This is a genomic window from Vibrio sp. 99K-1, assembly GCF_013114585.1.
Taxonomy (GTDB): Bacteria; Pseudomonadota; Gammaproteobacteria; order Enterobacterales; family Vibrionaceae; genus Vibrio; species Vibrio chagasii_B.
The window spans coordinates 1-20,231 of record NZ_VTXF01000028.1 but is presented as its reverse complement, the minus strand read 5'-3'; the positions used below and the strand labels follow the sequence as shown (position 1 = coordinate 20,231).

Annotated in this window: 13 protein-coding genes; 6 read left to right on the top strand and 7 right to left on the bottom strand. The window is 44.4% G+C overall.

The genetic code is table 11. The features are described 5' to 3' along the window. The first annotated feature begins 233 nt into the window (after nucleotides 1-233). The 3 genes from F0228_RS19900 (at nucleotide 234) to F0228_RS19890 (ending at nucleotide 4,137) form a co-directional block, all read left to right on the top strand. Complete coding sequence (locus tag F0228_RS19900; RefSeq protein WP_171762687.1) at nucleotides 234-1,403, top strand: glycerate kinase; 1,170 nt, start codon at nucleotides 234-236, stop codon at nucleotides 1,401-1,403. Between the two features lie 200 nt (nucleotides 1,404-1,603). Continuing rightward, on the top strand, nucleotides 1,604-3,055 hold the full coding sequence (locus F0228_RS19895; protein ID WP_171762686.1) for a catalase: 1,452 nt from the start codon (nucleotides 1,604-1,606) through the stop codon (nucleotides 3,053-3,055). A gap of 209 nt (nucleotides 3,056-3,264) precedes the next feature. Then, nucleotides 3,265-4,137: a patatin family protein gene (locus tag F0228_RS19890; protein WP_171762685.1), complete on the top strand. Its 873-nt coding sequence runs from the start codon at nucleotides 3,265-3,267 to the stop codon at nucleotides 4,135-4,137. A gap of 99 nt (nucleotides 4,138-4,236) precedes the next feature. Here F0228_RS19890 and F0228_RS19885 read toward each other — a convergent pair whose 3' ends face one another. The 3 genes from F0228_RS19885 to F0228_RS19875 all read right to left on the bottom strand — a co-directional run bounded on the left by F0228_RS19885 (nucleotide 4,237) and on the right by F0228_RS19875 (nucleotide 6,936). Next, nucleotides 4,237-5,232, bottom strand: coding sequence for a 2-hydroxyacid dehydrogenase (locus tag F0228_RS19885; protein WP_171762684.1), 996 nt, complete (start codon nucleotides 5,230-5,232; stop codon nucleotides 4,237-4,239). Nucleotides 5,233-5,734: 502 nt separating this feature from the next. After that, nucleotides 5,735-6,067, bottom strand: coding sequence for a DUF1971 domain-containing protein (locus F0228_RS19880; protein WP_171762683.1), 333 nt, complete (start codon nucleotides 6,065-6,067; stop codon nucleotides 5,735-5,737). A 68-nt stretch (nucleotides 6,068-6,135) separates the two neighbouring features. Beyond that, on the bottom strand, nucleotides 6,136-6,936 hold the full coding sequence (locus tag F0228_RS19875) for a ferredoxin--NADP reductase (protein WP_171762682.1): 801 nt from the start codon (nucleotides 6,934-6,936) through the stop codon (nucleotides 6,136-6,138). Nucleotides 6,937-7,269: 333 nt separating this feature from the next. Here F0228_RS19875 and F0228_RS19870 point away from each other — a divergent pair, with 333 nt between their 5' ends. Further along, a complete protein-coding gene (locus tag F0228_RS19870; protein WP_171762681.1) occupies nucleotides 7,270-8,214 on the top strand; it encodes an acyltransferase in 945 nt (314 codons plus the stop codon). Between the two features lie 105 nt (nucleotides 8,215-8,319). Here the strand turns inward: F0228_RS19870 and F0228_RS19865 are convergent, their stop codons facing one another. From F0228_RS19865 to glgX, 3 genes are all read right to left on the bottom strand, one after another. Then, on the bottom strand, nucleotides 8,320-9,048 hold the full coding sequence (locus F0228_RS19865; protein ID WP_171762709.1) for a tRNA (adenine(22)-N(1))-methyltransferase TrmK: 729 nt from the start codon (nucleotides 9,046-9,048) through the stop codon (nucleotides 8,320-8,322). Between the two features lie 154 nt (nucleotides 9,049-9,202). Beyond that, entirely contained in the window at nucleotides 9,203-10,945 is a 1,743-nt protein-coding gene (locus tag F0228_RS19860; protein WP_171762680.1) for a diguanylate cyclase, read from the bottom strand. 241 nt (nucleotides 10,946-11,186) lie between these two features. Then, nucleotides 11,187-13,166: a glycogen debranching protein GlgX gene (gene glgX, locus F0228_RS19855; protein WP_171762679.1), complete on the bottom strand. Its 1,980-nt coding sequence runs from the start codon at nucleotides 13,164-13,166 to the stop codon at nucleotides 11,187-11,189. A 433-nt stretch (nucleotides 13,167-13,599) separates the two neighbouring features. Between glgX and lamB the strand changes: the two genes are divergently transcribed. Both lamB and F0228_RS19845 read left to right on the top strand, forming a co-directional pair. Next, nucleotides 13,600-14,838, top strand: coding sequence for a maltoporin LamB (lamB, locus tag F0228_RS19850; RefSeq protein WP_171762678.1), 1,239 nt, complete (start codon nucleotides 13,600-13,602; stop codon nucleotides 14,836-14,838). 165 nt (nucleotides 14,839-15,003) lie between these two features. Next, nucleotides 15,004-15,828: a MalM family protein gene (locus F0228_RS19845; protein ID WP_171762677.1), complete on the top strand. Its 825-nt coding sequence runs from the start codon at nucleotides 15,004-15,006 to the stop codon at nucleotides 15,826-15,828. A 477-nt stretch (nucleotides 15,829-16,305) separates the two neighbouring features. On the opposite strand, the gene pulA is transcribed toward F0228_RS19845, so the two are convergent. After that, on the bottom strand, nucleotides 16,306-19,998 hold the full coding sequence (pulA, locus tag F0228_RS19840; RefSeq protein ID WP_171762676.1) for a pullulanase-type alpha-1,6-glucosidase: 3,693 nt from the start codon (nucleotides 19,996-19,998) through the stop codon (nucleotides 16,306-16,308). Nucleotides 19,999-20,231 lie beyond the last annotated feature (233 nt).

Sequence of the window (20,231 nt, the reverse complement as noted above, 5' to 3'; positions counted from 1 at the left end):
TTTCCAAGACTAAATCGAATGAAATTCGATAATTTAGTGGGAATAAACTTGTCAAATTATGGAATTTGAGCAAACCGTAACTTTACTGAATATAAAATAGTGGTGTTGAAATCTGAGGGAGCGGTCAAATTCAGAGAGGGAAATACGCACAGTTGGCCTCTCTTCTATATAGTGGTTTTGTTGTGTTGGAATTATTGTTGGTAGATCTTCGTTAAGTGTTGGAGTCAGCTTTTATGAAAATAGTTATTGCACCAGACTCGTTTAAAGAATCTTTATCGGCTGTATCGGTGGCGGCGTGTATTGAACAAGGTTTTCGTGAAGTCTTCCCCGACGCGGATTACGTGACCTTGCCTTTGGCCGATGGTGGTGAGGGTACGGTTGATGTTTTGCTACAAGGTTTAGCAGGGAAAAAGCGAGTAACGCAGGTTGAAGGGCCGTTGGGTGAACTTGTAAATGCAGAATGGGCGATACTTGAGCCATCCGCACGAACCTCGAAAAAAACGGCACTGATTGAGATCGCGGCGGCGTCCGGTTTAGATTTACTAACGCCAGAGCGGCGTGATCCTCTGGTGGCTTCTTCATACGGTACAGGTCAGCTCATTTTAGAAGCGATGCAGCAGGGCGCTCAAACGATCATTCTAGGCTTGGGCGGCAGTGCAACCAACGATGGCGGCGCGGGGATTGTTCAAGCGTTAGGGGGGAAGTTACTCAATAGTACAGGGCAAGAGCTCAGCCGAGGTGGTGCCGCGTTATCGGAGTTAGCTTCTATTGATTTAGCTGACATAGATTCGCGCTGTACGGATATTGAATTGATTGTCGCATGTGATGTTGATAATCCGTTATGCGGTGATAATGGTGCTAGTCATATCTTCGGCCCACAAAAGGGAGCAACCTCAGAACAAGTTGTGATGCTGGATAAGGCGCTTGCGAATTTTGCTCAAATCGCTGAAACGCAGGGTTGTGTTAGTGGCGATGAACCCGTTCACAGCCTTGCTGGTTATGGCGCTGCTGGTGGCACACCGATGGGGATGAGTTTGCTATTCAACATGCAGATTAAACCGGGCATTGAGATGGTGCTTGATGTATTACAAGCTGATGAGATATTGAAAGGTGCCGACCTTGTGATAACGGGCGAAGGACAAATGGACAACCAAACCCTGCAAGGCAAAACACCTTATGGCATTGCCAAGCGTGCAAGTTTACAAGGTATTCCAACCATAGGTATTGCCGGATCACTGGGCACTGAAGTCGAAGCGCTTTATGGTGAAATGAGCAGTTTGTTCGGGACTGTGCGCTCTCCACAGTCACTCGAGCAAGTACTACGAGAAGCTGAATTGAACTTAACTAGAACGGCAAGAAATATAGCTTCGACGCTGAAGTTAGGTCGTGCAATTCTTAAATAAAGTTCGGTGATACAAAGGCTTAGTTAACTCACCTGTTCGATAGGTTTTATAGATAGCAACGATAAATATAAACGATTATATTTTCTGCTCACTCAGGTCTATTCTTTATCCATATTATTTTAGTGGTTTTTAAAGTATTGAATCCACTTAAATCTAAGATATGGCAACGATGCGATATCTTTTACCTTAAGGAATAGACCATGAGTAAAAAACTAACTACAGCTGCGGGTTGTCCTGTTGCTCATAACCAGAATGTTCAAACGGCGGGCAAACGTGGCCCACAGCTTCTACAAGATGTTTGGTTTTTAGAGAAATTGGCTCACTTTGATCGTGAAGTGATTCCAGAGCGTCGCATGCACGCAAAAGGCTCAGGTGCTTACGGTACATTTACCGTGACCCACGATATTACCAAATACACCAAGGCAAAACTGTTCTCTGAAGTTGGCAAGAAAACCGACTTATTTGCACGTTTTACGACAGTAGCGGGCGAGCGTGGCGCGGCTGACGCAGAGCGTGATATCCGTGGTTTTGCATTGAAATTCTATACTGAAGAAGGTAACTGGGACATGGTGGGTAACAACACGCCTGTGTTCTTCTTACGTGATCCTCTTAAATTCCCAGACCTAAACCACGCGGTGAAACGCGACCCACGAACTAACATGCGTAGCGCGAAGAACAACTGGGATTTCTGGACTTCTCTACCTGAAGCGCTTCACCAAATCACTATCGTAATGAGTGATCGTGGTATCCCTGCGACTTACCGCCACATGCACGGTTTTGGTAGTCACACATTTAGCTTTATCAACAGTGATAATGAGCGTTTCTGGGTTAAATTCCACTTCAAATCTCAGCAAGGTATTAAGAACTTGTCGGATGCTGAAGCAGCGAAGCTGATCGGCGAAGATCGTGAAAGTCACCAACGTGATCTGCTAGAAAGTATCGATAACCAAGACTTCCCGAAATGGACACTTAAAGTTCAAGTGATGCCAGAAGCGGATGCAGCGAAAGTACCTTACAACCCATTCGATCTAACTAAGATCTGGCCACATGCAGACTACCCATTGATTGAAGTGGGTGAGCTAGAGCTTAACCGTAACCCGCAAAACTTCTTCGCTGAAGTTGAGCAGTCTGCATTCAACCCTGCAAACGTGGTTCCGGGTATCAGCTTCTCACCAGACAAGATGCTGCAAGGTCGCCTGTTTGCTTACGGTGATGCGCAGCGCTACCGTTTGGGTGTTAACCATCAGCATATTCCAGTGAACGCACCTCGTTGTCCTGTACACAGTTACCACCGTGATGGTGCAATGCGTGTTGATGGTAACTTTGGTAGCACACTAGGCTATGAGCCAAACAATGAAGGCCAATGGGCAGAGCAACCAGACTTTGCAGAGCCAGCATTAAACCTTGATGGTGCGGCAGCACACTGGGACCACCGTGAAGATGAAGATTACTTCTCACAACCGGGTGATCTGTTCCGCTTAATGACTGCAGAACAACAAGCGATTCTGTTTGATAACACAGCTCGTAACCTAGGCGGCGTGCCTAAAGAGATTCAACTGCGTCACTTGAGACACTGTTACAAAGCCGATCCAGCATACGGTGAAGGCATTGGTAAGTTGCTTGAAATCGATGTAAGCGAATTTAATTCGTAATCAATAAGCTTGATTTAGTTAAATGGAAGGCCGTTGAGTTAAATACTCAATGGCTTTTTTTATATCATTGGTATAAGTAAACTATTGAATCTTAGACAATTACCTAACGATAGTTTTTCCCTATCGAAGTAATAAATTATGCCCATTATCTTTATGATTTGGGTGGGATTATCCTACGGCTATCAGTTTATAAAGTAGTAGAGTTTGAGATGAGTAAAAGTGCATTAATCGTTGAAGGTGGGGCAATGAGAGGCATCTTTGCAGCCGGAGTATTAGACGCCTTTATGCAAGACGATTTTCGTCCTTATGATTTTGCGATTGGTGTATCTGCGGGTGTGTCTAATCTGGTTGGTTACTTATCTCAGGCGCCAAAACGTAGCTACAGTGTGATTACCACGATGGCGACCGATAAAACTTTCTTTAGCCCAGCCCGCTTCGCTAAAGGTGGTAACTTGGTTGACGTGAAGTGGTTATGGAATGAATCAAATCAACGTTACCCACTGGATTGTGGAGAGCTATTTTCAAGCATTCCACTGATTGCCGCGGTGACTAATGTCGACACAGGTAGTGCAGACTATTATCACATCAAGCCAGAAAACCTCTCGAACGTGGTTGAAGCAACAACGGCTTTACCTATCGCTTACCGTGAAACTCCGTGTTTCTCTGGTGGCTGTTATACCGATGGCGGTGTAGCCGATTCGATTCCGGTTCGTGAAGCTTATCGCCGTGGAGCGCGCGATATTACCGTGATTCTTTCTCACCCACTGAGCTACCGAATGAAGCCGCAGAAGTATCAATGGATGCTGAAAAAGCTGTTAAAGAAATTCCCTAACATTGCAGAGTCGATGGCGGTGCGTGCCGAAAACTATAACCAATCTTTGGAGTTCATTCGTAACCCTCCAAAAGATGCGACTATCAAGGTGATTGCGCCACCGGAAACGTTCGCAGTTAAGCGACTCACCATGGATCAAAGCATCTTAGATGCAGGTTATGAGATGGGCCTGAAGGCAGGGGAGGAGCATCTGGCGATTAGAAAAGGCACCTATGGCTTAGATATCGAGGACTGCCACTTCTGCATCTAGTTCTGTTTACGATACAGGCATAAACCAAAAAGCCACGCTGTTCACTAGGGGTAGCGTGGCTTTATATTTGTAGAGCGAGTTTGTTTTTAACTCAGTCCGTTATTGAACAAGCTCATTGCCGCTTGTGTTGCCTGCAAAAAAAGCGTCAACACTGGTTAGTGTTGTATTGGCAATGTTGAACAGAGCATCTTTGGTCAAGAAAGCTTGGTGGCCAGTGAACAGCACGTTATGACATGCAGATAAGCGACGGAATACGTCATCAACAATCACGTCATTTGATTTGTCTTGGAAGAACAGCTCTTTCTCATTGTCATACACATCAAGACCAAGCGCGCCAATCTTACTTTGTTTAAGCGCTTCGATAGCAGCCGTTGAATCCAGTAGTTCACCACGGCTGGTGTTGACGATCATCACGCCATCTTTCATTTTCTCAAATGCAGTCGCGTCTAATAGGTGGTAGTTCTCTTTGCTCATTGGGCAGTGCAGAGAAATCACATCAGACTTTTTGTAAAGCTCGTCTAGCTCTACATATTTAGCGCCTAGCTCAACGGCTAGTGGGTTTGGGTATGGGTCGTAACATAGGATGTTCATGCCCAAGCCTTTTAGAATACGCATCGTTGCTAGGCCAATTTTACCTGAACCAATCACACCCACAGTTTTGCCGTAAAAGTTGAAACCAACCAAGCCTTCTAGAGAGAAGTTTGCATCACGAGTGCGTTGGTATGCCTTGTGAAGCTTACGGTTCAAACACATCATCATACCGACAGTGTGCTCTGCTACAGACTCTGGTGAATACGCAGGAACGCGCACCACTTGCAAGCCAAGCTCTTTAGCTGCGTCTAGGTCGACCTTGTCAAAGCCAGCACAGCGCATTGAAATCAGCTTTGTACCGCCTTGTGCAAGAATCTCTAGCACTTCTCGCGATAGGTCGTCGTTTACAAATGCACAAACCACTTCGTTGTCGTGCGCCATTTTGGCTGTAGTCGTGGTGAGGCGAAAATCATGGAAATGAAACTCAGCGTTGAGTTCGCCTTTCGCAAGGTTGAATGATTTTTCGTCGTATGATTTTGAGCTAAAAAAAGCAATGTTGAGCATGGCTTCCTCTCTTACCTAAAAAATGAATACCCCAATTATGTTTATTTGATAAGGGGTAAAAGCTAGGGCGTGTTGACCTTTCGTGGTTAAATTTTGTTCGAGATAAAAGCGTTTTAATCGCGGCGAGGGGGAAGTAGCCTAGTCACTCTAAGTAAATCCCCCTCAACAAAGAGTAAAACGCTTTTTGCGGGGGCGCCCAGCTCGAACCCTTCGGGCAGCGTTTGCTGGTCATTTCTACTGCGTTATCGGCTTCTCATGTAGGCTAGCTACATATCGACGCCTCTGCCTTGTATAAATACCCAGCAACTCGCTGCAAAAATCAGCTCGAAAGGTCAACACGGCCTAACAACTTCGTTCAGTGTGCTAGAGTTTTTTTCTCTTGTCTATCACCATTAGTCATTGTAATTACTATGGTTATTTGGTCTCTTGCTGTTATTTACTGAACATCAAAAATCACATTACGATGTAGCTTGCTTATAAGTTCATCAATATCGAATAGATATTACTTTCGAGTGTTGAACATCTTCTTGGTCTCTTTTTCTGACCAGAAGTTAATGTTGAATTGTGCGTCGTCACTCAGCTCTACTCGGTGCCAATATTGAGGTGGACTGGTGGCAAATTGCCCTGCTTCGATAGTGATAATGGTTTCTGGTTCTGTTGCTTCTGCATCAGCAAAACCATAGAAGGTCACTGTGCCTTCCATTACGCAGATCTGACCAAAGACACCTTCAGCTGTATTGTGATGATTGAGTAGTGCTGCTGGGATGTTGTCCTTAGTGAAAAACGGTGTTGAACGTTGAATTTTCCAGTGAGAAGGAATACGTAAATGACTCATATAAAACCTCTTATTTAACTTTAACTGTTCTTTGAAATAGGTACTTCGGTGTTTTAGGTGGCCTATCTTTACCAGTAATTTTCACTGCTGAATTGACCAGGCTTTCGGCGTAGATGCTTTTCGAAACCTAAACTGGTTAGCGCGTCACTTGTGTCACGAACCATTTGCGGATTGCCGCAAAGGTAGAAGAAACTGCGGGTTTGATTGAAAGTGACAGACGTGGCTTGCTCGAGGTCGCCTCCAAGTAACAAACTTGGGATTCGTCCGCGCAAAGTTCCGGTAACTGATTCTCTAGAAATAATTGGCACATATTTAAGTCTCCCTTGAAAGTGATCAACGAGTTGAGTGATACGATCTCGATAAGTGAGGTCTTGCTCTGTTCTTACGGCATGCACCAGAACCAGATTTTTGAATGAAGAGGCTTTGTCTGAAGCCAACTCATTCTGTTGTATCTGCATGCTCTCAAGCATTGAGATAAACGGGCCTACCGCGGTTCCGGTTGAAAGCATCCATAGATCGTCTGTGATCTCTGGGATCTCATCTAATGTCATAAAACCACTTGGGTCTTTCCCGACAAAGATGTCATCGCCAGCTTGCAATTCGTGAAGTTGAGGCGAGAGCTGACCGTTCTGATCCTTAATAATCAAAAATTCTAGATGTTGATGGCCTTGCTCATGCTCTGGTGCATTCACCATCGAATAAGCACGTCTCACGAACTCACCTTCGTTATTGAGCAAGCCAAGCTTAGTAAACTGACCTGCTTGATAAGAAGAGACAGGTGCACTGACTTGGAGTGAGAACAATTGATCTGTCCATTCTGTCTTGTTTAGGACTTTACCTGTGACCAAACCATGAGGAATATCTGTCATATCATCCACCTTTAAGAAGAGAAGTTATCTCATTAAGGATACTCAACTATTTACACTTTAGAGTTGCATGTACCATGCCAATGATGAGAATGCTTATCAATACTGGTTTGGAGGGTGGTTATTGGATCGAATGTTGTCAAAAAGACAACATGCCGATGGTGTCTAAATGACTTATCTGTGTGTTTTTGGTTTCGTTTTAATAGGCTTTAGCTGGTTGAACATCGTTAGCATAGGTTGAGTGGTTTGACCCCTAGGATATTCAATCAATTACTGAAGAGAATAATTTATAGATGCGTATAATGGCGGCTTTCGTTCTCAATATAACTGTGTTTTATGCTTGATAATCTTCGTATGGCCTTGAACGTATTGTTCGTGACCATTAATACTGCATTCACCGCATTGGCTGTGAGCCTGTTTGCCCTAATCAAACTGATTTTGCCAATTTCTGTCGTTCAAAAATTATGCACTCGCTTAGCTAACTTCACATTCTGGTGCTGGGCTTCTCTTAATTTATGGATGTTGAACGCCAATAACGATATCGAATGGCAAGTGGAAGGGGGGGAAGATATTTCGACCAAGCAGTGGTATTTGATGATGTCTAACCACCTAAGCTGGGCAGATATTGTGATTTTTTCTTCAATCCTAAAAGACAAAATGCCGATGACGAAGTACTTCTTGAAACATGAATTGTTGTACGTACCATTTGTTGGCTTGGCGTGTTGGGGCTTAGATATGCCATTCATGAGACGCCACTCTCGTGAGTTCCTATTACGTAACCCAGAACGCCGTAATGATGACTTCAATGCAATCAACAAAGCGTGTACTAAGTTTAAATTAGCACCGACAACATTGGTTAACTTTGTTGAAGGGACTCGTGCAAACCACGATAAACTGGCGTCAGCGAAAACCCCTTACCGTCACCTACTGAAGCCAAAAACTGGTGGCGTGGCGTTTGCTTTATCTGCAATGGGCCCAATCTTAGATGGCATAGTGGATGTGACGCTAGCTTACCCTGAAAACCAAACCTCTCCGTTTGAAGATATGCTGAAGGGCAAAATGACGAAGGTCGTTGTGCGTATTAAATTGCATCCAATGGATGAGAACGTGAATGGTAATTACTTTGAAGACAAGGCATTTAAACGTCGCTTCCATAGCTGGTTAAACAACACTTGGAAAGAGAAAGATGCCTACCTTGATACGGTCTATGGGGTTGATAAGCCTTCTGAGGTTGAGACAGTTGACGAGCCTGATGTGGCTTATAAGAAACAAGAACAGTAAGCTGAAACTGAATCGATAGCATTAAAAGAGCCGATAGTTCATTGAACTATCGGCTTTTTTATTAATTTGACTTTCTTAATATTCAAACCATTAAGTTAGTACTTACTATGGCTTAACCGCCTGGTAAGCATCAATAATATGCTTTACTTGGCTAGGTTTACCTTGTTTCTCCTGGCCTTGGTGGGTACGCAAGTAGTGCTGCAGTGTTTTGGCTTTGTATTGCTGTGATACTTTAATCTGCTCATCGCTGTTTGGAGTCCAGATCTTATCGCCGACGTTTGAAATCTCGCTTGCTGTTGAAGTATTTTCTCTTTCGCCTCGGTTATTACTGACCAATAAAATTTCGTAGTAGCGGCGATTCTCTTCAATCAACACTTCATCAATAAGACCAAATTTGAGCGATTGTAAGTGGCTTCTCAACTCGAATTGCTGATGGACAGGGCAGAGTAAGAAATCGATCGTTTTGTCTGGGTGTTGGCGATGAATATCATCTACGAGCTTTTGAGTAAGATCGCCACCGACGCCCGCAATAATCACCAGGTGTTTGCCAGTATGTTTCTCAAGCGGGATAGCGGCGACATCCATGCAGTAGACTTGCCATTGGCTGGTAACCGTTTGTTGCTCTGAATTATCTTGGGGAAAGTAACGTGTTAGCTTGCCTTCCAGTTCATTCATCAGAGACGGGACAATATCGACAAAGTGAATGTGAGGCGCTTTGTTATCCGCCAACAGTTGGACACCCAAGAAACCGTGATCACAACAACAGTCCCAAATATGTTGGTAGTCATTGCTGACAAGGGAATGGAGAGTTTGCAGTCGGTTACTTAGCTTCATAAGGCTCGTGTCGTTAGAAATGAGGTATTGTCTTGTTGAACGCGCATTGTAATGACTTTCCATAAAAACAAAAGCACCTAGGGTATGAATCCTAGGTGCTTTGTTGTTATCGGTATCATACCAAACGGTGCGATATGAGTGCGTTAGCTATAGCCTATGATGCTTTAGCAACTGCCCTGATGTGGCCTTCAACTCGATTCTTTCCAAGCTGTTGAGCAATCAGCTTTGCTTGCTCCGCCAGTGCTAGAGCTGTATCTGGCTCTCCCTCTATTTGTGAAAAGCCGACACTCACGCCTAAAGAGAGGCTGATGTCTGGCGTCACAATAGTTTTCTCTGCTACGCCAATTCGGCACTGGTCTAGTTGGAGCTTGGCGTCGTTGGCGCCGTTTGCTTTAAATAATACTGCGAACTCTTTGCCTCCAACACGAGCAAGGCATAGTCCTTTAGGCTTCGGAAAGTACGAGCGTAGTGCTTCTGCTGTCAGCTTGATCATCTTGTCACCCACAGCTTCACCATAAGCACGGTTCACGTGGTCAAAATTATCGATATCGAGTAGAGCGATATAGGTTTCAGGCTGGTTGGCGTAGTTTTCCAGTGCAATATTAAAGCTACTTTTGTTGTCTAATTGTGTCATCAAGTCCTTGCTACTCAACTGGTGCTCAAGCAGTAAGTTAGACAGTGAGACTTCGGTGTAATCTCTGATCATACGCAGAATACTCTGGCTGATCGGCAAGCGCGCATTCACATACAACACAGCAATCAATTGCTGACGTGAGTACAAAGGAATGCAGTAGTGACGTTGGTCTATTTTTAGTTTGCGTGCGAGAGGATCGGCGTCCTTACCATTTCGATAAACCATGGCGTTTGCGACAAAACGTTCAGAGAGCGATTTATCACAATGCACTGTCGATTTGTTTCCATGATAATCAAGTGTACTGAATGAGTGGTTCTCTGGTTGGTAGAGACAGAATTGAATACCTTTGTGGTAGGTAAAGTTATCTAAAATTGATTTCAGTTTGCGCTTAAAACTCGCAAGGTCTTCCACTTTGTTGAGTTGAGACAAAGAGACGTTTAAACGATAAGCCAGATAGTTGGCACCAATCCACAATAGCAGGAGTGAGCCCAGTACTAAGCCCGTCAACGTAAATTGATGTGAGCTGGTTAAGATGTCATGGCGATCAGTGCCCGCAATGAACACCCAATTTAAGCTGTTGTCTGCATCAAATACCGATATTTTGAAGTTATCTTGATAGTAGTATTCATGTTTGCCCGCCAATTCACCTTGAGATAGTTGGTGGCTGATCCCTGCATGGAAGCTGATGGACTTAGAACCGATACGCTGTGGATCCGGGTGGAATACCAGTCGCTCTGTTGCTCTGTCTACAACAAATACATAGCCATTATTAAGCGTTTTTAAATCTCTTAAACCTTGCGTGGTATGCATTAAATCAAACTCAATCCAGATTTCTTCGTTGAGCTTTTCTGCAGTGTGTTTAACGGCGAAAACCCATCGTCCATCGGCTTTTTGGTAAACGGAAGAGATGTAAAAATCTTCTACAACACCGTCTATTGAATGCCATTGTATTGTGGCGATTTGTTCATTGGAAAGAGGAAGGCCACGGGTGGAGACGTAATGTTGGGAGTTGGGTTGGTATCGGATGATATCGGAGAAGTTTGGCGTTCTTTTTAGAATATTATCACTGAGTTCACGAAACTTTTGGTCGCTAAAGTCGGTGGTGTTGGGTAAGCCTAGACTGGTTTCTAAGAAATAGAGTTTGCCGAATACGGCCTCGATGTTGGAACGAATAGTCGCGCTTGCGATGCGAATGTTTGATGCTGATTGGTTGGTTGCTGCGGTCTCTACTTTTTCTAATTGAGCTGCTGCGAGGTAAAGCATTCCTCCGGTTAATAAGATTATGTATGGTTTAAAAAGCCGAATAAGTGTTTTAGGTAAAGCCATGATATCCAAAGACGTGATAGATTCATTTTTATAGTACGGCCATACTAAACAGTTTTATCAATCACATCAATGCAAATGATTCCATATAAAAGAATGAATTTTGTGATATTCAGCTAACAAAAAAGCCAGTTAAAAATATAACTGGCTTTTATGGTTTTTGCTTTTTTATTGACTGGGCTTAACTTTCACTTAACTCAGTTTTGTTTGGCGAATAGTGCAAAATCGCCATCGATGTTGGTGATAGCAGCAATTCCCCTTCGGCATGACCTGGCTTTACGTTTCTCAGGTTGGTATCACATATCGTCACCCAGTTTTGTTCACGGTCATTGGGTAAGCTGAAACGCGCTGGGGCGTTGGTTTGGTTGATCAGATAAATCAGCTCATCGCCATCTTTACCAATACCAAGATGCAGTGCTACTGAGCTTAAACGGTTCCAATCATCATGCTCCATCAGCGTGCCATCGACACGGCTCCAGAAGATGCGATTAGAGTTACGTTTTTCGCCGCTGAACGCCTGGATAAAAGGCACCATGTATTGCTGACGTGCGGCGATCATCTCTGACAGCCAAGTTTTGAAGTAGGTCTTGCGCTCTGAATCTTCCCAGTTCAGCCAACTCGTCTCACTATCTTGGCAGTAAGCGTTATTGTTACCCTTTTGAGTATGAGATAACACGTCTGCTGTCAGAATGTGTGGAATACCGAAAGCAAACAGCAGGCTCGCCATGAAGTTACGTTTCTGCTTTTCACGAGTCGCGATAACCAAGAGGTTTTCGGTTTCACCCTCTACACCGTAGTTTTCAGAACGGTTATCACCATGCCCATCGCGGTTATTCTCACCATTTTCTTCATTGTGCTTGTGCTTGTACGAGACAAGGTCTTGCATGGTGAAGCCATCATGGTAAGTGATGTAGTTAACGGTGAGTTTGTAAGGCCAGTGCGCTGCACTGTAGATATCACGAGATCCCATTAGGCGTGTAGCAAACTCTTTTAGGTAACCCTGATCACCGCGCCAGAAACTACGTGTGATGTCTCTCAGCTTGTCATTACATTCATTCCAACCAAGTGGGAAATTACCCACCTGATAACCATTAGGGCCAATATCCCACGGCTCTGCAATTAACTTAGTTTCTTTAAGTACAGGGTCTTGAGCGACGGCTTTAAAGAAAGCAGCCTCAGGGTTGTAGTTGTCACCTTCGCGCCCCAGTGTGGCTGCCAAGTCAAAACGGAAGCCGTCGACTTGGAATTCGCTTACCCAGTAACGAAGCGTGTCCATGACTAGGTTGAGTGCTGGCTGGTGGGTAAGGTCGACTGTGTTTCCACAGCCTGTGAAGTTTGCATAATGGCAGCCGTGCTTGATGTAAGTTCGGCTATCTAGTGCCTTTAAGTTAAAGGTTGTGCCACCTTCGCCGCCTTCTGCTGTGTGGTTGTACACCACATCTAAGATCACTTCGATACCGTTGCGGTGCAGTTCACGAATCGCAGTTTTGAGCTCAGTTACGGCGTCTTTCTCTGCATAGCGAGGGTCGGGTACCATAAACAAATATGGGTTGTAGCCCCAGTAATTCACTTTACCCATATCAAGCAGGTGGGGTTCGTGCATGCAAGCCGCAATGGGCAAAAGTTGTAGAGAGTTGATGTTTTGTTGTTTGTAGAACGCAAGCATTTCAGGGCTCACTAACCCCAGGTAACGGCCTTTAGTGTTGGCCGCGACTTCAGGGTGAAGTTGAGACAAGCCTTTAACATGCGTTTCAAACAGAACGGTTTCTTCACGGCTAATTCGTGGCTTTTCGACGCCTTGCCAGTCGAAGGTATCATCAACAACGACACATTTCGCCATCGTAAAGCTTTTCTCATTACTATAAGGCGTGGTGTAGTGGAGCGGCTCACTTATCGCTTTAGCATAAGGGTCAGAAAGTAATATTGGACCATTAGCTGTTTCTGCAATGAATCCGTATTTTTGCCCCGCTTTAATACCTTCGATAAATACATATCGAATATCAGCGTATTCATTGTCCAATTTATAAGTTGTGAACTCCTCGTTCTCATCAAAAAGAGCGAGTGAAAGAGATTTACAGTCAGGAGAATAAATAGAGAAGTTGCAGCCAGTGTTACCTAGCGTTGCGCCTAGCGGATAAGGGCGAGCGAGCGTTCTAGTCATTGCTTGATTTCTTGTTCGTTTATCAACATCAGTGAACTATTAGTAAAAGGCTTTGTCACAGTAAGGTCAAGCAACTTCACAGATTAATTACGGTTAAAAAAATAATTGATCGATGAAGTTCAAATTATATATTTGAAGTAGATCTCACTTATGCTGAATAATTAGATCTTCGTGCTGTCTACTCCTCCTAGATTAAGTGATCTACCTCTTTAAAATACCATTCTGTATATTTTCTACTCCCCTCTAGTCCCCCTTAATTTAGTTGGGGGTGGAGGAAGTCAAACTTGTCATCCCCTCTTAATATTGACCCCGTTGAAACGAATCAGGGGAAACCCTAAACCTCTCTATCTTACGACTACCATAACTGCCTTTGGTTGCCGCAAGAGAGCAAAATATAAAAACCTAAAATAAATCGTCCTTAATGGAGTTAAGAATGAAAAAAGTAAGTTTGATTGCTGCTGCAGTGGCGACTACGCTAGCTGCTGGCTCTGCGTTCGCTGTTGACTTTAATGGTTACATGCGTGCTGGTACTGGTATCAGCGGCAACGGTAATGGTGATGTATCAGTTAACAAAAACGGTATTGGTCGTCTAGGTAACGAAAATGACAACTACTCTGAGTTTGGCCTAGCTGAAGAACTAAAAACTGGTGAGCAAACGTGGCGCGTTGAGTCAATGATTGCTTCTGGTGCACCAGGCGCAAATGGTTGGGAAGATTCTGATTTTAACGTTGCTCAGTTCGCAGTTAAAGCGAAGGGCGTTCTATCTTTCGACCAAGAAGCGACTCTTTGGGCTGGTAAAACATACTACCAACGTAAAGACATCCACATCACTGACTTCTATTTCCTAAACACATCTGGTACTGGTGGTGGTGTTGAAAACATTTCAATCGGTGACCAAAAGCTATCTGTTGCACTAATCCAAGATGGCGCGACTGACGATTCAACTGGCTACATCTTTGATGCTCGTCTAGCGAACATCGGCCTATGGCAAGATGCATCTCTAGAATTAGCACTAGCGTACAACTTCGCAACTGATTCAGATAACGCGAGCGAGTCTGCTGACGACGGCCTACTAGCTTCTGCAATTTTACACCAAGGAACGAGCAACGGCTTCCACCAGACAGTACTTCAGTACGGTACTAACGGTTACGGCGTACAAGCTGCAAACTTCTGGGGTTCTGGTTCTTACTACGCACGTGGTACTGAAGCATTTAACGAAGCATCTGGTTTCCGTCTAATTAACTGGGGTGTAATGAACCTTGGCGAATCTTGGGAAATGGGTCACCAACTAGCTTACCTAGCAGGTAGCGATATCGGTGGTCAAATTGGTGGCGACGGTGACGACTCTAATAAGGCGACAGGCAAAACTTTTGACATCGACCAGTACTCTGCTGTAGTTCGTCCAATGTACAAGTGGAACGACACAATGCGCACAGTATTTGAAGCTGGCTACAACGCTGGTGAGCGCATTGCTGACGGTGGTCTAGCGAAAGAAGACTTCGGTAACGCTAAATTCACAGTAGCTCAAGCTTGGGCTATGGGTGACAGCTTCTGGGCTCGTCCTGAAATCCGCGTTTACGGCTCTTATATCCTAGATACTGAAAACAAAGATGCATTCAACGGCGACGATACAGAATATGTATTCGGTATCCAAGCTGAAGCTTGGTGGTAAACACTTAGCTTAACCAATCCTAAACTGTCCTAATTCATAGCCGGCTCGCGTCGGCTATTTTTTTAAGGAATGTACGATTAAGTGGATCGTTCCCTAGGTGAATAGTTTTCTTTGTGGTAATTAAAGTTAGTAAATTTCTTAAAAAAATAACAAGAAGGAAGAGTTATGTATTTTAAAGCTCTAATGTTGAGTGGCTGTGTTGCGTTGGCTGGTTGTCAATCTGCACAAGTTGTAGAGCAGGTGCAAGTGGCACAAGCTGAACAAGTTAACTCTCTTGCTGGTCTTCAATTTGCCCCGATGAAGCTTCCGAGCTCGGCAATTTTCGATGTAACACCAGACAGCCAAATTTTGAACTATCAGGGTATAAATAGCCCTGTAGTCGCGATCGAGCTACCGGCGGATCGCGGTGAATACTCTATTAAGATTACAAGCATGATCGGCGACACTGCATTTGTCCCTAATGCGGTTATCTATGATAAGAACGGTCGTGAGTTAGAACGTTACGGTAAAGATAGCTTCGAATACGCGAAGCCTAGGTTACATTTGGGCAACCGTCTTGTTGCTGAAAACGATTTCTACCCGCCGACCACATCTCAGTCGGTTTACTTAGTTATCTATACAGATCAAGCAGACCTTGATGGTTTTACTGATGTCATTCACCCAGCTCGTTTGGACGCGGAAGGCCGTGGTAACTACCTACCAGAAGTTGAAGATATTCCAGTTCCAAACTCGAACGTTGGCAAAATAGAAGTAGCGATTGATCGAGTTGGTTTCTTCTCGTTCGGTTCAAGCAGTGAATCAAATGCTAAGCCAGCAGCAGCGAAGGTTGAGGCGATTCAGCCAGAGACACAAACTTACTACCACAATGCAATCAAAGCCGCTGTCGAAGCAGACAATATTCCAAAAGCTTTGGGTCTATTAGACGAAGCGAAAGCACTAGGCATTGAAGGCGCACAAGAAGTCTTTGTAAAAGCAGTTAATAAAAAGTAACTGATACAATTACAAAGTCTGATTTAAGAGAGGGGACCCTAATAGGGTCCTTTTTTATTGCTAGCTATAAATGAAATACTTTAATTAGTTAAATATTTGAGATTCGAAGACGCAAGCTTATAGATATTCACTAACGCTCTAGCTGATTAACGAGGTCAATGTCATTTGGATCCGTGATTACTATTAAGTAGGCGTTGGCCTAGACAGCATCTCTTATTTCTCTATTTCATGTACTTGATTCAAGAAAGCTTATCCTGGATACAGGAACTGCAACCGAAAGTGAATAAAAAGAAGCCTTCTTATTCACCAAGTGCCAACAAGGTTCCTCAATCACTAAAGGTTGAATGTGACTTATGTGTGTTAGGAGAAGGCTTTCTTAGGTTGGCGTTTATTGGGTACAAAAAAGGGAGACTGACGTCTCCCAAAGGCTAGCTTTCGCTTGTTTTATTATCTGTTACTTGAACCTAAGCTTGGAGCTTAATTCTTAGTTACAGATACTACAGCTTTGTCTACATTGTCGTCAAGCTCGTGAATCGCATTCAAAGTGAAGGTGTAGCTGCCCGCTTCCGTTACGCTCAATTGGCAATTGCCACCTGTGCCAATATCGATTGACCCGCTTGCAAGCTCTACAGAATCGCAACCAAAGTTAGGTGTTTTCCAATCAGCATCCGCAAACTTGAAGCCATAGCTACCCGCGTCTAAGTTGCCTGTTACAGAATAAACCCCATTAGCAACAAAGCTCATCGCCCAATCATCAACAGGGTTCCAACCATTCATATCACCACGCACGTACACGGTAGTTTGACCGTACGGAGGAATGCTAGATACATCCTTGTCTGAGTTATCAACCGGCAAACCAGCGCCTTGTGCACCGTTTTGTGCTTGTACAAACACAGCGGTGGTTAGTGCTGGAACAGTGAATGATTCATTAGCAAAGCTTGCGCCTTTCACTATGTCATCCGCTGAGTTTTGTTGAACATCGTGAAGCGCGAAGCCTGTTGCTCCTGAGATTTTGAACGATTGAGATTCATTGGTTGAGTTTACAACTGCGACAATGGCGTCATTGGCAGGGTCAAGGTCTTCGCCTGCTGATACGCCATCATCGATAGACATCACAATCAGCCCTTCGATTTGGTCTTCGCCAACGTTACGGAAATCGACTCGCTTCATGACTTCGTCTGCAGTGTCTAAGCGGAACAGTTCACTTGAGCTACGGATTTTTAATAGCTCTAGGAATTGCTGCTTAGTCAGTTCAATGTCGTCTTCGTCTGGTTTAGCTGCTGGGTCAGCAATGATAGTCTTGATCAGATCCCAGTTCGCACCATCTTTGTCTTCACGTGGTAAGCCAACGTTCCAGTTGTTACCAGTACCATCAAACATTACGCGGTTGTACCAATCACCAGAGTCATAAGAATCGCGCTGCATCGACTTAGAACGAAGCAGTTCAGAACCCATGTGGATGAATGGAATACCTTGACCCAACATCACGGTAGAGAGTGATACAGACTGCATTCGAGCACGATCTGCAGAGCTAGTACCAGTGGCGATCTTGTAAGCGTTGTTGTCCCAAAGTGTTTGGTTATCGTGTTTTGAAACGTAGGAGATGTTCTCTGAAGGCATCTTGGTGTAACCCGCAGGTGCACCGTTGTAGTCGACGTTTTTACCTAGCTTGGTATCGCCTTTGTAATCGATCAGCACGTAGTCAGCGAGGTTACCTGCCATGCCTAAGCGAACAAGATCTTGGTTGTGTAAGCGACCGTTGATGGAGTCTTGATCAACTTTGGTTTCTTCATTGGCAATCGCAGCGTTACCGAAACCTTGGTTGAAGCGGAGTGGGTGGTTACCTTCTGAGTCGACGCCGCCATCAAACGGGCTACCGCCACGTACAGCGTCACGCAGTCGATCCGAGAATGTGCCGATCTCAGTGCCCGCCATGTTGATCTGGTTTGCTTGATCGAAGCGTGCATTATCGGCTACTTCGCCAAAATCCCAACCCTCACCGTAGAACAGGGTATTCGGGTCGATTTTGCGCACTTCTTCCAGCGCTTCGACCATCACGTCTTTTGGCTGGTGGCCCATTAAGTCAAAACGGAAACCATCGACTTTGTAGTCGTCAGCCCACACCTTGAGTGAGTCGACCATCAATTTACCCATCATTAGGTTTTCAGTCGCAGTATTGTCACAACAAGTCGAGTTTTCTACGCCACCTGTGTTGACGTTAAGACGGTGGTAGTATCCAGGGACAATCTTATCTAGTACCGACTTATCATTCACCCCAGATGCGTTGGTGTGGTTGTACACCACGTCCATAATCAGCTTGAGTTCCATGTCGTGCGTGGCCTTAACCATTTGACGGAATTCTAGAATACGCTTTGATCCGTTTGGATCCGTTGCGTAGCTTCCTTCAGGAACCGTGTAATGGAATGGGTCGTAACCCCAGTTGAAGCTGTCGAGCATGCGTAAGTCGTTCATTAACGCTTGGGCGTCGCCCGTTGAAGGGTCATAGCTGTCGAGTACGTCTTCGATAACTCTGTTTTCATCTTCATTACCACATAAGGCAGCGGCAGGTTTTACATCACACAGTTTCCCAACGGTATCGGTAATATCGACGCGGCTTGCTTCATCTTCATCAACGGTGGCGATATCGAAAGCTGGCAAGATATGCAACGTCGTCAAACCTGCATCTTTCAGCGCTTGAAGATGTTTGACCGACTCACGATCGGCTTCTGTGAGTGCTAGGTATTTTCCATTTAGGCTCGCTGTGCCGAGTTTGTCGTTGAAGCTAAAGTCACGCAGGTGAGATTCGTAAAGTACATGATCTTCGTCTTTCTTTACGGTTGGTCGTTCGTAGCCAACCCAGCCTTCTGGCATCAAGGAAGAATCATTCAGGTCGATGACTTGAGAGTATGCTGAGTTCTTCGACAAACTCAGTGAGTAAGGGTCCGTTACAAGGCGAGTTTCGATATTGCCAGTGGTTGGATGGTAAACTTTCACTTGGTAGCGGTAGTACATGTTAACGGCGTTAGACACCGATTCTGTTGCCCAGATGCCTGTCTCAGTACTTTCCGTCATTGGGATGACTTGTGAACTTTTTAGATCTTCACTGTATAAGACTAGCTCAACATCTTGGGCTGTAGGAGCCCATAGTTTAAAGGTAGCTGCGCTGCCGTCGATAATAGCACCGAGTTCTTCACCCATTGCATTACCGGTATCTTCACTAGCAAATACCGCGTCAAGCACGCCTGGTTTCTGAATCTCGGTTGAAGAAATAACATCGCCATTGGCATTGTAGGCTACAACAATGATCTGAGATTTCAAAATCGTGCGTAGTGTAGTGTCATCAACGTCAATCGCGACTGCTGGTAAACTTGCTAGGTGGCGGAAACGTTCTTTTAATTCAGAGGATAGCTCGCCATCTTTGCTCAGTTCAATTGCAGTGCCACCGACAATCTCTTTGTCATCATTCATTGAGATGCTGTTATCTAATGCATAGAAGAGCTTTACGGAGTCTGCATTGCCAGCCGCTTCCCAACCTATGGTCGTTGCATCAAGCCAATGTGCTTTTTGACCATCAATATTTACAGGTCGTTCTGAGATAGGTTCGTAGTACAACTCGCTACTGCCATGGAAACCAAATACTCCCTGAGATTCACCAAGTTTATCCAGTTCTACTTTTGAGTTTGCGCTACCAAAGGCTTTCTCATCTCCGTTGTGCAAGATAAAGTTCATGCATCGGTGTGGGTCAGAAGCGTCTGGATCGACTTTCAATACATAGTAAGCGCCGTAAGTATCGCTAATACCATCGTATTCGTATGGGCTGTTCCAATCTGTACCTGTTGCACTTAATCCCATCGCTTCTAGGTCTGTGCTGGTGCAGCCTTCACCATTCCATAAATGCAGCCCCCAACCGTCATAAGTCGAGCCTGATGTGCTTGAAGCTGCAATATCACGTTTGTAGTAAATAACCACTTCGTTTTCTGCAGCTGGATACAAACCACTATTACCAGTATCTGTGTCGCTGTTATTATCACTGCCACAACCTGCAATTAAAGTGGCGGTGAAAAGAGGTAAAATCGCTTTGGCTAAGGTCGATTTATTGAAGCTTTTTTTCTTTGTATTGTTAAAGGTATTTCGTAGAGTTAAACATTGATTAATATTTATATTGTTCACGTTTCGATATCCATATTTTACTTTTTATGAAGATGAATATCCTAGTCTTAACGGTGGTCAACTATTTGTGATGTCTATATGTAAAGTTATTTTTAATTAGTAAAAATAAGAAACCTAGTGTCAATGTCACGATTTGTACTTGGTTTGCAGTGAATTACTTGGACCAATAGCTCATATCTTTAATTTCAATAAGATAGGGCGTAGTGGCTAGGCGCTGTCTCTTATACACATCT

Coding starts and splice junctions, on each gene's coding strand:
- F0228_RS19900 (WP_171762687.1), top strand. CDS start 234: ATGAAAATAGTTATTGCACCAGACTCGTTTAAAGAATCTTTATCGGCT.
- F0228_RS19895 (WP_171762686.1), top strand. CDS start 1,604: ATGAGTAAAAAACTAACTACAGCTGCGGGTTGTCCTGTTGCTCATAAC.
- F0228_RS19890 (WP_171762685.1), top strand. CDS start 3,265: ATGAGTAAAAGTGCATTAATCGTTGAAGGTGGGGCAATGAGAGGCATC.
- F0228_RS19885 (WP_171762684.1), bottom strand. CDS start 5,232: ATGCTCAACATTGCTTTTTTTAGCTCAAAATCATACGACGAAAAATCA.
- F0228_RS19880 (WP_171762683.1), bottom strand. CDS start 6,067: ATGAGTCATTTACGTATTCCTTCTCACTGGAAAATTCAACGTTCAACA.
- F0228_RS19875 (WP_171762682.1), bottom strand. CDS start 6,936: ATGACAGATATTCCTCATGGTTTGGTCACAGGTAAAGTCCTAAACAAG.
- F0228_RS19870 (WP_171762681.1), top strand. CDS start 7,270: ATGCTTGATAATCTTCGTATGGCCTTGAACGTATTGTTCGTGACCATT.
- F0228_RS19865 (WP_171762709.1), bottom strand. CDS start 9,048: ATGAAGCTAAGTAACCGACTGCAAACTCTCCATTCCCTTGTCAGCAAT.
- F0228_RS19860 (WP_171762680.1), bottom strand. CDS start 10,945: ATGCTTTACCTCGCAGCAGCTCAATTAGAAAAAGTAGAGACCGCAGCA.
- glgX (WP_171762679.1), bottom strand. CDS start 13,166: ATGACTAGAACGCTCGCTCGCCCTTATCCGCTAGGCGCAACGCTAGGT.
- lamB (WP_171762678.1), top strand. CDS start 13,600: ATGAAAAAAGTAAGTTTGATTGCTGCTGCAGTGGCGACTACGCTAGCT.
- F0228_RS19845 (WP_171762677.1), top strand. CDS start 15,004: ATGTATTTTAAAGCTCTAATGTTGAGTGGCTGTGTTGCGTTGGCTGGT.